We start from the raw sequence: 15,865 nt of genomic DNA, 5'->3' as shown, positions 1-15,865 counted from the left end.
AAAGGTCGCTCATTCCAAACTCCCAATCTGGTCCGCGGCCGACTTGCCCTGCTCCGCTTCCCACAGGGGCACATAGAGTTCATGCAACAAAGCTTCGAACTCGCCACTGGCCAGCAATAACTCCGGGCTTTCAAAGGCCCCGCGCAGGTAGCCGGTATCCCGCTCCAGGGCAGTGCTGTAGGCCTGTTCCGCATCGCTGATGGCCCGTTCGTGGTCACCCAGGAATTTCTTACTCTGGTAGAAGCTGTAAATCCAGGCAAAGCCGGCGTCGCAGTGAATGGGCAGTGCCCGGGTGGTGGCATCCATCCAGCGGCTGAGGATGGCATCAAAATGGCGCTTGGCAATCTCCGGCGCCAGCGGCGCGAAACGGAATTTCCGACCCTCTTCCTTGCCCAGAATCAGGGTTTCAAACGGCTGGCCACCGAGCTGGCCGGCCAGGTGAATCACCCAGTCCCGCATCAGGTTGGCGTAGCGCACTTTCCTGCTGCCTCCAGAGCCGGTCAGCAGGCCGGAACTGGCCACCACCAGGCGGCACAGCTGGCCCGCAGGGTTGCAGCGCAGGCTGTCAATCAGATCCGCCACGTCCACGGCACCCATCGAGTTTTCGAACCGGTAGTCGAAGGGCAAGAGTTCAGCCACGGCCTCCGGCCATTCTGCGAGAGCGCTCTGGTAACGTTCGAACAGATCCGGCAAACGCCCGGACAGCTCCGAGCGCAGCCGGTGTTCGGTCACCCCCATGCCCAGATCCCCCCGGCGGGCCATGCGATCCAGAGTGTTTTCCAGCCGCTCGTGCAGCTCCTCTTCGGAGCCGGCTTTCAGTAGGCTGTCCTGAATCAGTTCGTTGTCCAGACGCCAGCGGTCCAGGCCATTCAGATCAAAGTTTTCGTTGTCGGTATCGTCGTCTTCGACATCCTCAAACCGCACCTGCAGGCGACGCTGGTAGAAGGTGTCGATGGGCTTTTTCAGGAAGCCGGCCAGATCGTTCAGGCTGATGGGTTCTTCCGGTGTCTGGTACGGCAGGGCAGTGCCAGTCTGTTCGGACGCTTCAACGCCATGGGCGCCGCGCCATTCCCGTTCGTAGGTGAACAGGTTGCGGGCCTGAAGCACCTCGGCCAGGGGTTTCGGCGGGCTGTGTTCACTATCAGCCCCGCTTTCGCCCATGCCATTGGCTTTCGGGAAATAGGCCCGGCTGAAGGGTTGCAGTGGATGCTGGATCGTCAGGGCTCTGGTGACTTTCGCATCGGGGTCGCCGGCCACTGTCCACAGACTGTCGAGATGATCCTGAAGCTGTCCGACCAATACCGACGGCGGCCGTTCGGAATCGTCCCTGATGCTGCGCCCTACCCAACTGATATAAAGCTGTTCCCGTGCTGACAGCACGGCTTCCAGGAACAGGTAGCGGTCGTCCTCCCGTCGGGAGCGGTCCCCCGGGCGGTAATCCTGGGCCATCAGGTCGAAATCCACCGGTGGCCGGGAGCGGGGGTAGTCGCCATCGTTCATGCCCAGCAGGCAGACCTTGCGGAAGGGGATGGCCCGCATGGGCATCAGGGTGGCGAAATTGACCTTGCCGGCCAGGAAGCGCTGGTTCAGGCCGCCCTCGTCCAGGCCTTCGAGCAGCACATCCTTGACGATGTTCAGGGGGAGTTTCCGCTCCTCAAGTCCCGCGGCCAGGGAATCCTCCAGCCATTGTTCCAGCTGCCGGCGGAAACGGTTGAGCAGTAACAGATCGCTGCCTTCGACCTTGTGGAAAAACTGCCCGAGCATGTCCGAAAACAGGGTTTCCCAGTCGCCCGGGCTTCGGCTGGTTTGCAGTGCCTGCCACAGGGTTTCCAACTGGTGCACGAATTCGCTCAGACGCCCGGCCAGGCTGGCCTGCAGGCCGCCGATTTCGCCATAGGGCTCCACGCCGGCCCAGGGTTCGTCCTCGCCCATGCCATAGCCCAGCAGCATGGCCCGCAGGCCGGACTGCCAGGTGTTGCGTTCCAGCTCTGCCGGCAGGTCCAGGCTTTCCCGGTGGCGGCCGTGCAGGCCCCAGCGGATGTTGGCGCCTTCCACCCAGCGCCGGGCCACGGGAATCTCGTCTTCGCGGATGCCAAAGCGGTCGCGGATGCCGGGCACCTCCAGCAGGCTGATGATTTCACTCACGCCGAAACGGCTTCGGGGCAACGACATCAGGGTTTCCAGGGCGATCAGCACCGGTTCGTGGTGGCGCTGGCCCTGGTCGGAAATGGTAAAGGGAATGTGGCGTTTGCGGCCGGGCTGGTAGCGGCCGAAGACCGCCTGAATGTGGGGCGCGTAGACGTTGATATCCGGCACCATCACGATGATATCCCGGGGCCGAAGGTTCGGGTCGGCATTGAAGGCGGCCAGCAACTGGTCGTGCAGGATCTCCACTTCCCGCTGGGGGCCGTGGGCCGCGTGGAATGCCAGGGAATGGTCGTGGACCAGATCCAGCTGGCGCTGCTGTTCCCGGATTTCCTGCAGCGGGGTGAGGTTGTGGATATCGTTCTGCAATTGGTACAGCAGGCAGGGGGCTTCGCCGGCGCCATGTTCCGAGAAGATGTCGATCTTCTGGTCCGGGGTCTGGAAGCTGCTGCGGTAGTCGTCCGGGTTGTCGAACTCGTCCAGCAGCCGGATGTAGTCCCGGCCCTGCTTGCCCCAGGCGGCCAGCAACGGGTTGGCGTGCTGGTGCAGCTGGTCCGGATCGGCAATCTGTGACAGCACCGGGTGGGCCACACCCCGTTTGCGTTCGGCTTTCAACAGTTCCCGATCGCTGATGATGTCGGCCCAGTAGAACTGGCAGGGGTTGTGGACGCAAAGCACCACCTGGCTGAAGCGGCTGAGTACGTATAAGGCTTCCAGGGCCTGCCGGGGCAGTGACGACACCCCGAATACCACAATGCGCCTGGGCAACCGGGCCGGATTGGCCGGGCTGTTGACCTGTTGGCCCTGTTCCATAAAGCGGGTGTGGATTTGGGAGCGGCTGGTGTCGGCGGCTTCGCCAACGTCTTCCACCAGTTTGCGCCAAAGCAACGGTTGCCAGCGGGTCTCCGTGTCCAGGGCTTTTTCCTGGCCCCGGGCGGTGATGATCGCATCCTTGCCCTGCTCCCAGGCCGCCAGCCAGTCAGCGCGAAAGACCTGGTACTGGTCGAACAGGTCGGCCACTTTCTCGGCCAACTGAAAATTACGCAGATCCGGATCCGTGCCTTCCAGAAACCGTGCCAACGGGGTGAAGGCGTCGTCCTGCCCCACCAGTTCCGGCAGCAACCGGTACAGCCGCCAAACCAGCCGGCGCTTGTCGAAGGGGGACTGCTCCGGTACTTCCCCGTCCGACAGAACGGCCCGGTAGGCCTGCCAGATAAAACGGGCCGGGAACAGGAAGTCCATGCCGGCGGCAATGCCCAGACCACCCTCTGCACCATCGTCCGTCCGCTTCTCCGCCAGCGCCAGCTTCAGCCATTGGGCGATGCCGTTACTCTGCACCAGGAAGGTTTCGCTCTGCAGCGGCGGCATGGGGCTCTGCCGGCAGATGTACACCACCGCCCGGCGCAGGTCTTCCAGATGGTTGGCGTGGATGGCGTGAAAGCCGGGTTCGATGGTGGTGGGTTTATCGGTGGACGGAGCAGCCATGGGTTTCCTTGTCTGGTGAGCAGTTCAATCCTGATGCCACAGGTTACCGTATGTGACCACAGATTCAGACAGTCTGAAACGCCTGATCGCTGCAGTCATGATCCACAACCGCATCGATATCATAAAGGGAGCACTCCCGGGGCAGCCAGCCCGGGGCATTGTGAATGATGGCCCTGAGGCGGCCGGTTTTCGTCTTGAGGGTTTCAACAAAGGCATCGATACCTTACATTCGTGGCAAAATCCGCATGGGTGTAACCGGCACCGGCTTTGTGCAGGGCGTCGACCGCCGGCCGGTAGGTGCGACAGGTGACGATGACGGGCTGGCCCTCTTCAAGACAGGCTATGGCAGCACGGAGACCGATGGATAACAGACCGGGCACGGCGGATTTCGACAATCCGCTGTATTACCTTGAAAACATGGAAACCGTGATCGGCTGGGTGCTGAGCCATCATGCTGATTTGCTGATCAGGGAGGAGCGGGATCGACTGAGCGCATTCCGGGAGCTTTCAGTGCCTGCCCGGGCACTGCTGACCCGGATGGTCATGCGTACGGGCGAGCTGTTTCGTGCCGATAAACTGCGTTACCCGGAGCTCGGCGTACCGGAATCCGTGGCCCTGGAAGAACTGGTTACTGGCAACTGGGTGGATACCGGCCCCGTGCTCACCATCGATCAACTGTTTCGCCTCTACACGCTGGGTGAGTTACGCCCGGTGTTTGCAGCGGTGCTGCAGGAAGCGGGATGGCCGAAAATACTGCCGAAGGGGCACATGCTGGAGGCTTTGCGGCAATCCTTTCCCGATGCACGCCCGCTGGCGGACTGGCTGGGGACAGCGGTAAATCCTGTTGTCTGCATTAACCACATGGCGCTGTTTGACCGGGTCCGATTGATGTTCTTCGGCAATCTCCGCCAAAGCTGGTCCGATTTCGTTCTGGTGGAGCTGGGCCATCAGCGCTATGAACCGGTGACCTTCACCCCGGATTCCCGGGCTTTTCAGCTTCGTTCGGAGGTGGACCTGTATCTGGCCATGCACCAGTGCCGGGAATGGCTGGATGAGGGCGTGCCCGCTCGTGAGGTCTGGCCAGAGGTGCCGGCGCCGTCGGACAACGCCTGGCTGAGCAGTCGTCGGGACCGGTTGTTGCTGGAGCTGGGCCGCCAGGCTGAACGGCAGGGCGACCGGGAACTGGCCTTGCAGGCGTTTGGTGCCGGTGGCCACCGGGAAGCGCGACTGAAACAGCTCCGGCTACTGGAGCGGATGAAACGCCATCGGGAAGCCTGGGGCATCGCCTCCAGGTGGCAGGCACAGCAACTGAGCGATGCCGAGGCCCAGGGCCTGGCCCGTATTCTGAAACGCCTGGCAAGCAGGCTCGACGAGACGCCCCCACCTGCTTCCATGCAGCCGCCAATCCGGGAATTCACCCTGACTCTGCCAAAACCGGCGCTGGGTTCGGTCGAAGTCGCCGTGCAACAACACCTGTGGCGGGACGATACCCCGGTGTTCTATGTGGAGAACACCCTGGTCAACGGTTTGTTCGGGCTGTTGTGCTGGCAGACCATCTTTGAGCCCGTGCCCGGGGCCTTCTTCCATCCGTTTCACGTGGGGCCGGCGGATCTGACCCGGGAGGATTTCGTGGCCCGTCGCCAGGCGTCGTTCGACCGGTGTTTCGCCTGCCTGCAAGATGGCAGTTACCGGGACCGTATCCTGGCAAATTACCGGGCCAGGCAAGGCACCACCAACCCTTTCGTGATCTGGCCGGTGATTACCGACGAAGTGCTGAATCTGGCGCTGGGTTGCATTCCCCCGGCGGATCTCGAACGCCTGTTCCGGCGCCTGTTGCTGAATATCCGGGAGCATCGCAGCGGCTTTCCGGACCTGATCCGGTTTCACCCCGGCAATACCGCGTCTGGTCGGCGCTATGAGATGATCGAAGTGAAAGGCCCGGGCGATCGGCTTCAGGATCACCAGATTCGGTGGCTCGAATTTTTCGCGGGTGAGGGAATTTCCGCGAGCGTGTGCTATGTGCGCTGGCAGGATAACAGGGTGATGGAATGACCGTGAAGGTTGCCATCCGCACCCTCTGCGAGTTTGCTGCCCGCCGGGGCGATCTGGATTTCCGCTATACGCCGGCACCCAGTGCCGAGGAGGGTATTGCCGGTCACCAGGCGATCCAGTCCCGGCGTGGCTATGGTTATAAAAGTGAGTATTTACTGACTGGAGAGTGCCTGGGACTAGAGCTTTCCGGGCGTGCGGATGTTTATAACCCGCACCGTGGGCGGCTGGAAGAGATCAAGACCCACCGGGGCGACCTGTCCCGCATTCGTGATCATCAGCGGGCGCTCCACCGGGCCCAATTGAGGGCCTACGGTGCCCTGCTGTGCCGGCAGGAGAGCTGGAAAAACCTGGAGCTTGCCCTGATCTACTATGACACCGGCAAGGACAAGGAAACGCCGGTGGTGGAAACCGCCAGTGCAGAGGCGCTCTGGCAGGAACTGGAAACCCTGTGCCGCCAATACAAGGCCTGGGCCGGGCAGGAAGAACACCACCGGGTGCAGCGGGATGCCCTGCTGTCCAATCTGACGTTTCCCTTCCCGGCGTTCCGCCCCAGACAGCGCCAGTTGGCGGAGACCGTGTACAAGAACGCGGTGAAGTCCGGCACCCTGCTGCTTGAGGCCCCGACCGGCCTCGGCAAAACCTTGGGCACCCTGTTCCCGGCGTTAATGGCCATGCCGCCGGCGCAGCAGGACCGGCTGCTCTACCTCACCTGCCGCAACACCGCCCGCCAGTTGGCCATGGATGCGGTGGCGCGCCTGCGTTCGGCTCAGGCCGCTCCGGAATGGCCCCTGAGAACCCTGGAACTGGTGTCGAAAGACGACGCCTGCGAGCACCCGGACAAGGCCTGCCATGGCGACTCCTGCCCCCTGGCGAAAGGCTTTTTCGACCGGCTGCCCGATGCCCGGGCCGAAGCGGCTCAGATCGAAGGTACGCTGGATCAGAACACCCTGGCGAAGATCGCGGCCGGTCACGACATCTGCCCCTATTTTCTGGCCCAGGAAATGGCCCGCTGGAGTGATGTGGTCATCGGCGACGTGAACCGGCTGTTCGATCAGTCCGCCCTGCTCCATGGCCTGATCAGGCAGAACAACTGGAAGGCCAGTGTGCTGGTGGATGAAGCCCATAACCTGGTGGACCGGGGCCGGGGCATGTATTCCGTGCGGCTGGAGCAGCAACGATTGCTGACACTAAAAAAGGTGGCACCGAAGCCGTTGAAGTCGGCGATTGACCGCACGGCCCGGGCCTGGCAGAGCCTGATCCGGGATCATCAGGCTGCCCCTGAAAGCCCGCAGTTCCTGGAAACACTGCCGGCCCAGTTACTTGGTGCCCTGCAGGGCCTGGTCTCCAGCCTGACTGATTACCTGGCCGATAACCCCCCGGACCTGGCCTTGCAGGAACTGCTGTTCGAAAGCGTGGCCTTTATGAAACTGGCGGACCGCTTCGGCGACCACTCCCTGTGTGAATTTCAGCGCGCCGGCCGGGGCCGGGCCAGCCTGACCATCCAGAATCTGATACCGGCGGACTTTTTGCGGGACCGGTTTGAGGCGGCGCACTCGGTGCTGCTGTTTTCCGCCACCCTGAGCCCCGGTGTCTACTACCGGGATCTGCTGGGACTTCCCGAGGACTCGCGGTTTACCTCCCTGCCCAGCCCGTTCAGCGCCGATCAGTTGCAGGTGCATTTCACGCCGGGCATCAGCACTCGCCAGGTTCACCGGGACACGTCGTTGAAGCCGGTTGCCGAACTGATCGCCCGCCAGTTCCGGGAGAGACCGGGGCACTATCTGGCGTTTTTCAGCAGCTTCAAATACGCGAAGCAGGTCTGCGAAGCCCTGGCTGAACAAGCGCCGGATGTTCCCCAGCGGAGCCAGCAGCCGGGCATGTCGCCTCAGCAGCGAGCCGCGTTCCTGGCGGGTTTTAAAGAGCCGGAAGGCAGTGTGGCGTTTGCCGTCCTGGGTGGGGTGTTCAGTGAAGGGATTGATCTGCCCGGGGATCAGCTGATCGGTGCCTTCGTGGCCACCCTCGGTCTGCCGCCCTTCGATGTCTGGCATGAAACCCTGAAGGTCCGCCTTGAGCAGCGCTTTGGCACCGGTTACGACTACACCTATCTGATTCCGGGCCTTCAGAAAGTGGCCCAGGCCGCCGGTCGGGTGATTCGCACGCCGGAGGACCGGGGCGTGATCTGGCTGATTGATGACCGGTTCCTACAGCCGTCGATCCATCGGCTTTTGCCACCTTGGTGGTTCCCGAAAAATCATGCTGAAAAGTGACCTCTGTTGGCAATCGAACAGACCGGTTGCGGGAGCAGCGTTAATCTTGAAGTTGCCCGGTTAGCCAACCGCCGGGGCTTGGTTCCCAGTGGACCTACGGTGTCTGGTGTTGGTGGTCAGAGGAGAACACGATATGGAACGGATAATGCGATCGGTCCCGATGCTGGCGATGGCGATGCTTTTGGCCCTGTTTGTCGGATGCGCCTCTACGGAATCCAGTTCGGGTACTGGTGAGTACATCGACGATACGGTGATCACTACCAAGGTCAAGGCGGCGATTTTTAACGAATCAACACTGAAGAGCGCCGAAATCAATGTTGAGACATACAAAGGTGTCGTTCAGCTGTCAGGTTTTGTTAGCTCGCGGGAGGACATTGATACCGCTGTCAGAGTGGCCCGTGGTGTCAAGGGTGTGAAATCGGTCACGAACGGTATGGAACTGAAATAGCCTCTCGCGGGTTAATCAAGGATGCTGTGGAAAGCCTCCGTTTGGTCCCGCGTCAGAGCTTCGGCTTCTGCCGTAATGACGATTCCAGGTTCTTGGTCTCGGTAATATCCACCAGGGTGATGACCACTCCATCAATCATATTATCCAGCCTCCGGTAAGGTATGATCCTGACCGAAAACCAGCGGTCATCGCTGGTGGTTATCTGTTTTTCGGTGGCTACCAGGCTGTCCAGGGTCTTCCGGGTATCTTCCTGGAGTCCGGGGTAACGGAGGCTGGTGGCCAGGTCGCTGAGTGGGCGGCCGATGTCGCTTTCCCGCAGGCTGATGATGGTTGAGGCCCGCTCGGTATAGCGCCGCACATTCAGATCCTGATCGAGAAACAGAACCGCAATTTCGATGCTGTTGAGCACATTCTGCATATCGCTCTGGGCGAGCGCGAGGTCATCCAGCTTGGTTTGCAGCTCTGTATTGATGGTTTGCAGTTCCTCGTTCATCGACTGCATTTCTTCCTTGGACGTTGTCAGTTCCTCATTGGCGGACTGCAACTCTTCGTTGGTGGACTGCAGTTCCTCATTGGAGGCCTGCAATTCCTCCCGTGACAGTCGTGCCTGCTCTTTCAGGTGTTCGATTTCCTGCCGATATTGCTGGATCTGCGCGCCGTTGTCCGCATCGCCGGGTTGCGCGGATTTGCGCCGCCGGGCGCCAACCCTGGCAGGCGCATCGCGGAACACCACCATGGTCATGCCTTTCAGGGCATCGGGCTCACGGAGGGCCTGGACGGTCACATCAACCAACTGGATACCGGAGCCGGTCTGGATCAACAGCCCGGTAAGCTCCACTGGCTCGGATTGGGAAGCCGCCTGTTTCACCGCGGCATACAGTGGCTCCCGCAAACCTTCACGGGCCATGGCGTGGATGTTCCAGTTGGCCTTTCCGGCAGCAGGTTCCAGATACTTGCCGGTACGCCCGCTGATGTACACGATATCAGCCCCGGAATTAAGCACGACGGCGGCTGGTGCATAGACCTGCAGCAACACATGATCCGCGGCGGATTGCAGGCTGTTGAAGGCGTCCTGTGGCGGAACCGGCTTGGTCGGCACGGGTTGCTCCTTGGGCAGGGTGGACATGGGAGGAAAGGATTCTAGCAGGAACCCAGAGTGGCGGACGGATTTGTAGGGCTTGCTCCGGTAAAGGCGCAGTTTTGGCTTCAACGGCGCGAACAGATGGTTCAGCCGGCCAACGGTTTCTGAACTGCCCAGCAGTAACAGCGCGTTCGGACGCAGGCTGTAGTGGAACAGGGGCAGTATCCGGCGTTGCAGTTTCAGATCAAAATAAATCAACAGGTTGCGGCAGGCAATCAGATCCAGCTTGGTGAACGGTGGATCCAGGATGACGTCGTGCTGGGCAAACAGGATCTTGTCCCGTATGGATGGCTTTATCTGGTAATAGCTGTCGTGTTTGGTGAAAAAGCGCGCCAACCGGTCCTCAGAGACAGAGTTTTCAATAGTGAGCGGGTACTGCCCCCGCCTTGCCACGGTAATGGCTTCGGGGCTGATGTCGGAAGCGAAAATCTGCACACTGGGCTCCCGCCCCGGCTGGGTGTGTTCCAGCGCTTCCGTGAATGCCATGGCCAGGGAATAGGCCTCTTCACCGGTTGAGCAACCCACCACCCAGGCTCGTAGCGTGTATTCCGGCGGGAGTCCGGCGAGCAACTCCGGCAGACCGGCCTCAATCAGGTAGGTCCAGGTGTCTGGATCCCGGAAGAAATGGGTAACACCGATCAATAATTCCCGGAACAACAGCTGTACTTCCTGAGTGTTGTCGGCCAGGAAGCGCGAGTAGTCAGCCAGATCCGAAATGCCATGGATGGCCATGCGGCGCTCAATACGGCGATTCAGGGTCGTCGGCTTATACAGGGAAAAGTCATGCCGGGTCTGTTCCTGCAACAAGTGGAGAATCCGGTCGAGCTGCGGCAGTGAGGTTTTAGCCTGGTGGTCAGGCTCAGGGCGATGATCCGTTTCGGGAACGCGCCGGACGTAGTCGAGTATGCGAGCTGGCAATTCAGCAGCAGGCGCCACGATATCGCCACAGCCGGCGGCAATCGCGCTTTTGGGCATGGCATCGAACTGGGCCGATTCGGGGGCCTGCACCACGGTCAGCCCCCCTGTGGCCTTGATGGCCTGCAGGCCCAGGGTGCCATCAGAACCCATGCCCGAGAGCACAACGGCTATGGCCTGCTCGTTCTGTGCGCTGGCCAGGGACGAGAACAGTACGTTGATGGGGAGGCGCAATCCGCGGGGTTCCGCTGGCCGATCCAGCTTCACGGTGTTGTTGAGCACACGCAGTTCCCGGTTCGGCGGGATGACGTAAATGGAATCCGCATGAATGGCCATGTTCTGTTCGGCTTCATACACCGGCATTTCAGTGTAGCGTTGCAGGAGTTCCGGTAACAGAGCCTTCTGGGTCGGATCCAGATGCTGCACCACCAGAAACGCCATGTCGGCATCGCAAGGCGTATTGCGGAAGAAGTCCTCCAGGGAGGCCAGGCCGCCAGCGGAGGCGCCGATACCAACGATACGCATCAGGAACTGGCGGAGGTTGTCGTGGCTTCGGTCAGTATCATCAGAATGCTGTCCCCGGCGGCGGCAGACCGGGCGTTGATCGCCAGCTTCCGGTGATCCGGAAGTTCAACCGAACCGTGTCGGGCGGGCCGAATGCTCGTCTCCTGTTCTCCTGAATTCCCGATGAGTGCCGCTACGGCGTTTTTCTGGCCAGGCGCCAGAAGCGAGGCAAGGGCTTTGCCGGTCAATGTCATGGCCGATTCCCCGAAAAGCACACCTGCCGCCTGATTACCTTCAATAATTTCACCGTCAGTGGCGACAACCAGGTAGGCCGCGGGAGCCAGTTCGAAGAGTGATCGGTAGTGTGTCAACTCTTCAGTGATTTCATATTCGTTGGCCTGTAGTTGCTCATACAGCAGATCAAGCTCCACCTGATAAGTCTGAAGCTCATGAAGCAGTTTTTGGGCTTCGGCAGCGGATTCGGGTGTGCTCGCTCGCTGGTAAAGCAATTGCAGTGCATCCACGCTGAGAGTGCCGCCACGGTGAGGTGGTGGCACCCCGTGATCAATCAGCTCCCTGGCGCTGCGGCGCAGCCGCTCATGACTTTCGGCATTCGGGTATCCGTGCTTGTCGGCCATAGTCCCTCCAAAGAGTCCCTCCAAAATGCGCCTCGCAAAATCGGCGTCTGAGCTGTGCCATTCAATACTACGCCACCCCGAGACAGGCTAATAGCGCGCGTCAGGTGTTTTTTAACAGGGGGGACCTTCTTTGTGCGTTAGCGAACGGAAGGTCTGCCGGCTGAGGGCCTAATGTGGTTGTCAGGAGTGTGTTAGGACTGCTGAGGTTCGGGCGACTCCGTGGCATAAGGAGCCATGTTATGAATACCGACATAATCCGGTGCGCTTTGAGACGCATCGGTCTTTTCACCGCCCTGATGTTCGCCGCATTGACTCTGGCTGCCTGCGCGTCTGCGCTACTGCCACCAACGGAGTCTCTGAACGCGGCCCGGGATGCCATTGCCAGTGCTGAGCAGGCCGAAGCCCGGCAGTACGCCGGGGCCGAACTGGAAGAGGCGAACCGGCACCTGGCGGCGGCCGTTAAAGCGGTTGAGGCAGAACGCATGGCGGAGGCGGATCGTCTGGCCAAACAGGCCCATATCGCTGCTGAATTGGCCATAGCCCGGACACAAGCCGCAAAGGCGGCTGCCATTAATCGTGAAATGGGGCGCAGTGCCGAGGCTCTGGATGAAGAGATGCAGCGTCGGGGAGACAGGCAATGAATATTCCATCGTTTTTGAGACCGGTTCCGGGCGTGAAGACCATAACCGTGGTATTGCTTTCCTCGTTGCTCCTGACGGCCTGCGCCATGTCGCCGACGAGCCCCGATGGCTCAGAGGATGTGCGCGCGAAGCTGACGATGCTGCAACAGAACCCGGACATGATGAACTATGCCCGTGTGGAATTGCGTGACGCGGAAGCCGCGGTCCAACTGGCCGAGCAGCCACTGGGTAACGACGAAGCCGCGCTGGCAGCTCACAGGATTTACATGGCAGACCGGATGGTCGAAATTGCCCGTGCCAAAGGCGAGACCCGGCTGATGGAAGCGGAGCGGGTACGGTTAGGCGAGCAACGCGACGCGGCCAGGCTTTCGGCCCGCACCCGGGAGGCAGACCGGGCGCACGCCGAGGCGGAGAGTGCGCGCAGCTCGCAAGCACAGGCGGCCGCCATGTCAGCCCGCGAAGCCGAGGAGTTGCAACGGCAGATCGACACTCTTGAGGCCGAAGCGACCGAACGGGGGCTGGTCCTGACTCTGGGCGATGTTCTGTTTGCCACTGGCAGCGCTGCCATCCAGGGCGGTACGAACCGGAACCTGGAGAAACTGGTGAATTTCCTCAATCAGTACCCCGATCGCCAGGTGTTGATTGAAGGCCATACCGATAACGTGGGCAGCGCCGCTTTCAACCAGACACTGTCACGTCAACGGGCTGAGTCGGTCCAACGGTTTCTGGTAAATCGTGGCATTAACAGCCGAAGACTCACGGTGTCCGGGTTCGGCTTCGAACGCCCCGTCGCCAGCAACGACACTGCAACAGGTCGTCAGCAGAATCGCCGTGTTGAGGTCATCATTGAGAACAGGGAGTAAGGGCATGTTGCGCTATCGCGACTTCTTCCCGCTGGCGGCGGATACCCAAGCCAGCGCGGGCCTGGGCAGGGGTATTCCGCTGAGCGATGCTTTGCCCCTGGGCATACTGGTGACGGATAGGGATGGCAAATGCCTCTACAGCAATACCGCCTACCAGAAACTCTGTGGCTGGACCGGCGACGAGCTGATCGGATCGCACTGGAGTTCGGTTATCCACCCACAGGATCTCGACAAGACGCTCCGGCACTGGGATAAAGCAGTGCTGGGGCATGAGGCCTTCCTGTGCGAAGCCCGATTGAAGTGTGCTAACGGCCAGGTCATCTGGACCCGTCGTAACGCGGCCTTGCTGACGGATGGCATGCCCGGGCATGGTTACGTACACACGGTCGAGGGCATCAGCACCTACAAAGCCCATGAGAGAGCCCGGAGACAGGCCGAGGAGCAGCTGTTTGATGAAAAGGAACGGGCACAGGTGACGCTCGACTCGATTGGGGATGCGGTTTTGAGCACCGATATCGACGGCCGTGTGTCCTATATGAACGTCGTAGCGGAAACGCTCACCGGCTTCGGTCGCCATGAGGCTATTGGACGACCCCTGAGTGAGATTTTTCATGTGGTGGATGCAAACACGCACAAGCCTACTTCCGATCCGGCACGGCGGGCGATACTGTCGGACAGTATTGTTGCCCTGGAGGCGAATGCCCTGCTGGTGGCCAGAAACGGCGTGGAGTTGGCCATTGAAGACTCTGCAGCGCCCATCCACAACCGCCATGGGGTGGTTGTTGGCGCGGTCATCGTATTCCACGACGCCCGCTTTTCCCGGGAAACCACCGCCCGTATGGCATACCTTGCCCAACATGATGAGCTGACGGGGTTGCACAACCGCAACGCCTTTTACGAGCGCTTCGACCAATCTCGGGCACTGGCACGGCGGCATGGCGTCCAGATGGGCCTCCTGTTCATTGACCTTGATAACTTCAAGAGCGTCAACGACGTTCTTGGCCACAACAGTGGTGACATGATCCTGGAGGTACTGGCTGGCAAACTGAAGAGCTGCGTCAGAGCGGCGGATACGGTTTGCCGGTATGGAGGGGATGAGTTTGTGGTGTTGCTGGCCGAAATCGCCCAGCCGGATCACGCCTACGCCGTTGCCGATAAAATACGCGAAGCCGCCGCCGAGCCTATGGTTATTGGTGGCCATGAGGTGTCGCTTCAGCTCAGTATCGGGGTCAGTGTATACCCGGACAACGGAGAGACTGCCGACGAACTCCTGAAACTCGCGGATAGAGCCATGTATCGGCTAAAGACATTGAATCGGCGCCCCGTCGCCGGGAGCCTGATACCCGTTCCGACGAGTCTGCAGCGGCTGCTCTAGGATAGGGTGTTGGCGTAGGTCAGGCGGTCGGTTTCCCGCTTGACCACAACGTAGCATTCACAGCAGAGCGCTTCGAGTCCTGGCTGGTCAATCACGGTAATGTGCCCGCGGTGGTACTCGATAACTCCCAGTTTCTGCAGCTTGCCCGCAGCCTCCGTGACACCCTCGCGGCGAACCCCCAGCATGTTGGCAATGAGTTCCTGGGTCATGGCCAGCCGGTTGTCCGGGAGGCGATCAAGGGACAACAGCAGCCAGCGGCACAGTTGCTGATCGATCGAGTGATGGCGATTACACACGGCAGTCTGGGACATCTGGGTGATCAGCGCCTGGGTGTACCTCAGGGCCAGCACCCTTACCTCGGGGCTATTATTGAACTCAGCCTTGAGTTCCGGGGCGGGCAGCCGGTAAGCGAACCCCCGGCTTTGCACAACCGTTCGGCTGGGGGTGCTGTCGCCGCCCATGAATACGGCGATACCGGCCATACCCTCATTGCCAACCACCGAGATCTCAGCGGATGAGCCGTTGATCATGACGTAAAGCAGCGAAATGATGCAATTGGTCGGGAAATAGACGAATTCGATGGGCTGGCCGGATTCGTAAATCACGTCGCCCAGATTCAGCTCAACCAGTTTGAGCTTTGGAAATATCCGCTCTCTGGCACTTTTCGGCAAGGCGGCCAGTAAATGATTTTGCCCGGGGAAGATTGGTGCGTCAGACATAGTCACCTCCCTGGTGGACCTATCGTTGATGGGCACATTCCCCTTATGCGGGTGACCATTGGCGGGGAATGAGCGATCCCTTTAATCACGACACGAAGCTAACACACATCAGGCACTCTGGCTGCAGCAATAACAATATAAATATCGGGGCAGGAAAATTCCAGACCGGCCGCGTTAACCTGAATGCAGAATGAAAGACAATAAAAGTGGCCCTCCCTTTAGGTAAGGCCATTCATCATTAACCGAAGTGGAAAAACGCCAGCTTGTTGCCGTCCGGGTCTTTCACGTAGGCGCCGTAAAACTGGTTGGGAATTCTCTGGCCGGGTTCGCCGTCGCAGGTAGCACCCAGCTCGATGGCCTTGTGGTAATGGGCATCCACTGCCTGTTTTGAGCCCGGCTGAAGGGCCAGCATATTGCCGTTGCCCGGATGGTTCGGCTCACCGTTGAACGGTTTGCACACCGCCAGCATGGGCGAACTCATGTTCTTGCCGATAAAGGCAATGCGGTCCAGATCCAGCAGTACCTTTGCGTCCAGGTGCTCCAGCAGGTCTGTTCGTCGAACTCGATGCCGCCATGGGCGTTCCTTGCATGGCTTGTCCATGCATGCTTTTGTCAGCTTTCCGAACCAGGCCTGGAGGCTAATCCGGCCCGAGTCGTGCCAGCCGAACCAGT

12 protein-coding genes are annotated in these 15,865 nt (G+C 60.4%); 7 read left to right on the top strand and 5 right to left on the bottom strand.

The features are described from left to right. Positions 1-9: 9 nt before the first annotated feature. Entirely contained in the window at positions 10-3,630 is a 3,621-nt protein-coding gene (recC, locus tag D0851_RS12445; protein WP_117618931.1) for an exodeoxyribonuclease V subunit gamma, read from the bottom strand. A 164-nt stretch (positions 3,631-3,794) separates the two neighbouring features. Between recC and D0851_RS12440 the strand changes: the two genes are divergently transcribed. The 4 genes from D0851_RS12440 (at position 3,795) to D0851_RS12425 (ending at position 8,397) form a co-directional block, all read left to right on the top strand. Further along, positions 3,795-3,998, top strand: coding sequence for a hypothetical protein (locus D0851_RS12440; protein WP_117618930.1), 204 nt, complete (start codon positions 3,795-3,797; stop codon positions 3,996-3,998). Further along, on the top strand, positions 3,991-5,682 hold the full coding sequence (locus D0851_RS12435; RefSeq protein ID WP_227539289.1) for a VRR-NUC domain-containing protein: 1,692 nt from the start codon (positions 3,991-3,993) through the stop codon (positions 5,680-5,682). The genes D0851_RS12440 and D0851_RS12435 overlap by 8 nt, the downstream gene beginning before the upstream one ends. After that, positions 5,679-7,949 carry an ATP-dependent DNA helicase gene (locus D0851_RS12430; RefSeq protein ID WP_227539288.1) on the top strand — a complete coding sequence of 757 codons (2,271 nt, stop codon included), beginning with the start codon at positions 5,679-5,681 and terminating at the stop codon, positions 7,947-7,949. Before D0851_RS12435 ends, D0851_RS12430 begins: the two co-directional genes overlap by 4 nt. Before the next feature lie 133 nt (positions 7,950-8,082). Beyond that, positions 8,083-8,397, top strand: coding sequence for a BON domain-containing protein (locus D0851_RS12425; protein ID WP_117618928.1), 315 nt, complete (start codon positions 8,083-8,085; stop codon positions 8,395-8,397). A 52-nt stretch (positions 8,398-8,449) separates the two neighbouring features. Here the strand turns inward: D0851_RS12425 and D0851_RS12420 are convergent, their stop codons facing one another. Both D0851_RS12420 and D0851_RS12415 read right to left on the bottom strand, forming a co-directional pair. Then, positions 8,450-10,978, bottom strand: a complete 2,529-nt coding sequence (locus D0851_RS12420; protein WP_117618927.1) for a chemotaxis protein CheB — start codon at positions 10,976-10,978, stop codon at positions 8,450-8,452. Next, complete coding sequence (locus tag D0851_RS12415) at positions 10,978-11,595, bottom strand: PAS domain S-box protein (protein WP_117618926.1); 618 nt, start codon at positions 11,593-11,595, stop codon at positions 10,978-10,980. Before D0851_RS12415 ends, D0851_RS12420 begins: the two co-directional genes overlap by 1 nt. A gap of 239 nt (positions 11,596-11,834) precedes the next feature. Between D0851_RS12415 and D0851_RS12410 the strand changes: the two genes are divergently transcribed. The 3 genes from D0851_RS12410 to D0851_RS12400 are packed head-to-tail and all read left to right on the top strand — an operon-like array spanning position 11,835 to position 14,474. Next, positions 11,835-12,236: a DUF4398 domain-containing protein gene (locus D0851_RS12410; protein ID WP_205422196.1), complete on the top strand. Its 402-nt coding sequence runs from the start codon at positions 11,835-11,837 to the stop codon at positions 12,234-12,236. Further along, a complete protein-coding gene (locus tag D0851_RS12405; RefSeq protein ID WP_117618925.1) occupies positions 12,233-13,099 on the top strand; it encodes an OmpA family protein in 867 nt (288 codons plus the stop codon). The genes D0851_RS12410 and D0851_RS12405 overlap by 4 nt, the downstream gene beginning before the upstream one ends. Before the next feature lie 4 nt (positions 13,100-13,103). Then, entirely contained in the window at positions 13,104-14,474 is a 1,371-nt protein-coding gene (locus D0851_RS12400) for a diguanylate cyclase domain-containing protein (RefSeq protein WP_117618924.1), read from the top strand. Here the strand turns inward: D0851_RS12400 and D0851_RS12395 are convergent. After that, on the bottom strand, positions 14,471-15,193 hold the full coding sequence (locus tag D0851_RS12395; RefSeq protein ID WP_117618923.1) for a Crp/Fnr family transcriptional regulator: 723 nt from the start codon (positions 15,191-15,193) through the stop codon (positions 14,471-14,473). The two genes, D0851_RS12400 and D0851_RS12395, sit on opposite strands and share 4 nt — an antisense overlap. 238 nt (positions 15,194-15,431) lie before the next feature. Next, positions 15,432-15,794, bottom strand: a complete 363-nt coding sequence (locus tag D0851_RS12390) for a VOC family protein (RefSeq protein WP_117618922.1) — start codon at positions 15,792-15,794, stop codon at positions 15,432-15,434. Positions 15,795-15,865 lie beyond the last annotated feature (71 nt).

Source organism: Marinobacter sp. Arc7-DN-1, from assembly GCF_003441595.1.
GTDB lineage: Bacteria > Pseudomonadota > Gammaproteobacteria > Pseudomonadales > Oleiphilaceae > Marinobacter > Marinobacter metalliresistant.
The sequence above is the reverse complement of the archived record's forward strand: the minus strand, read 5'-3'. Positions and strand labels throughout refer to the sequence as shown.

Coding starts and splice junctions, on each gene's coding strand:
- D0851_RS12405 (WP_117618925.1), top strand. CDS start 12,233: ATGAATATTCCATCGTTTTTGAGACCGGTTCCGGGCGTGAAGACCATA.
- D0851_RS12390 (WP_117618922.1), bottom strand. CDS start 15,794: ATGGACAAGCCATGCAAGGAACGCCCATGGCGGCATCGAGTTCGACGA.
- D0851_RS12440 (WP_117618930.1), top strand. CDS start 3,795: ATGATGGCCCTGAGGCGGCCGGTTTTCGTCTTGAGGGTTTCAACAAAG.
- D0851_RS12415 (WP_117618926.1), bottom strand. CDS start 11,595: ATGGCCGACAAGCACGGATACCCGAATGCCGAAAGTCATGAGCGGCTG.
- D0851_RS12395 (WP_117618923.1), bottom strand. CDS start 15,193: ATGTCTGACGCACCAATCTTCCCCGGGCAAAATCATTTACTGGCCGCC.
- D0851_RS12420 (WP_117618927.1), bottom strand. CDS start 10,978: ATGCGTATCGTTGGTATCGGCGCCTCCGCTGGCGGCCTGGCCTCCCTG.
- recC (WP_117618931.1), bottom strand. CDS start 3,630: ATGGCTGCTCCGTCCACCGATAAACCCACCACCATCGAACCCGGCTTT.
- D0851_RS12400 (WP_117618924.1), top strand. CDS start 13,104: ATGTTGCGCTATCGCGACTTCTTCCCGCTGGCGGCGGATACCCAAGCC.
- D0851_RS12430 (WP_227539288.1), top strand. CDS start 5,679: ATGACCGTGAAGGTTGCCATCCGCACCCTCTGCGAGTTTGCTGCCCGC.
- D0851_RS12410 (WP_205422196.1), top strand. CDS start 11,835: ATGAATACCGACATAATCCGGTGCGCTTTGAGACGCATCGGTCTTTTC.
- D0851_RS12435 (WP_227539289.1), top strand. CDS start 3,991: ATGGATAACAGACCGGGCACGGCGGATTTCGACAATCCGCTGTATTAC.
- D0851_RS12425 (WP_117618928.1), top strand. CDS start 8,083: ATGGAACGGATAATGCGATCGGTCCCGATGCTGGCGATGGCGATGCTT.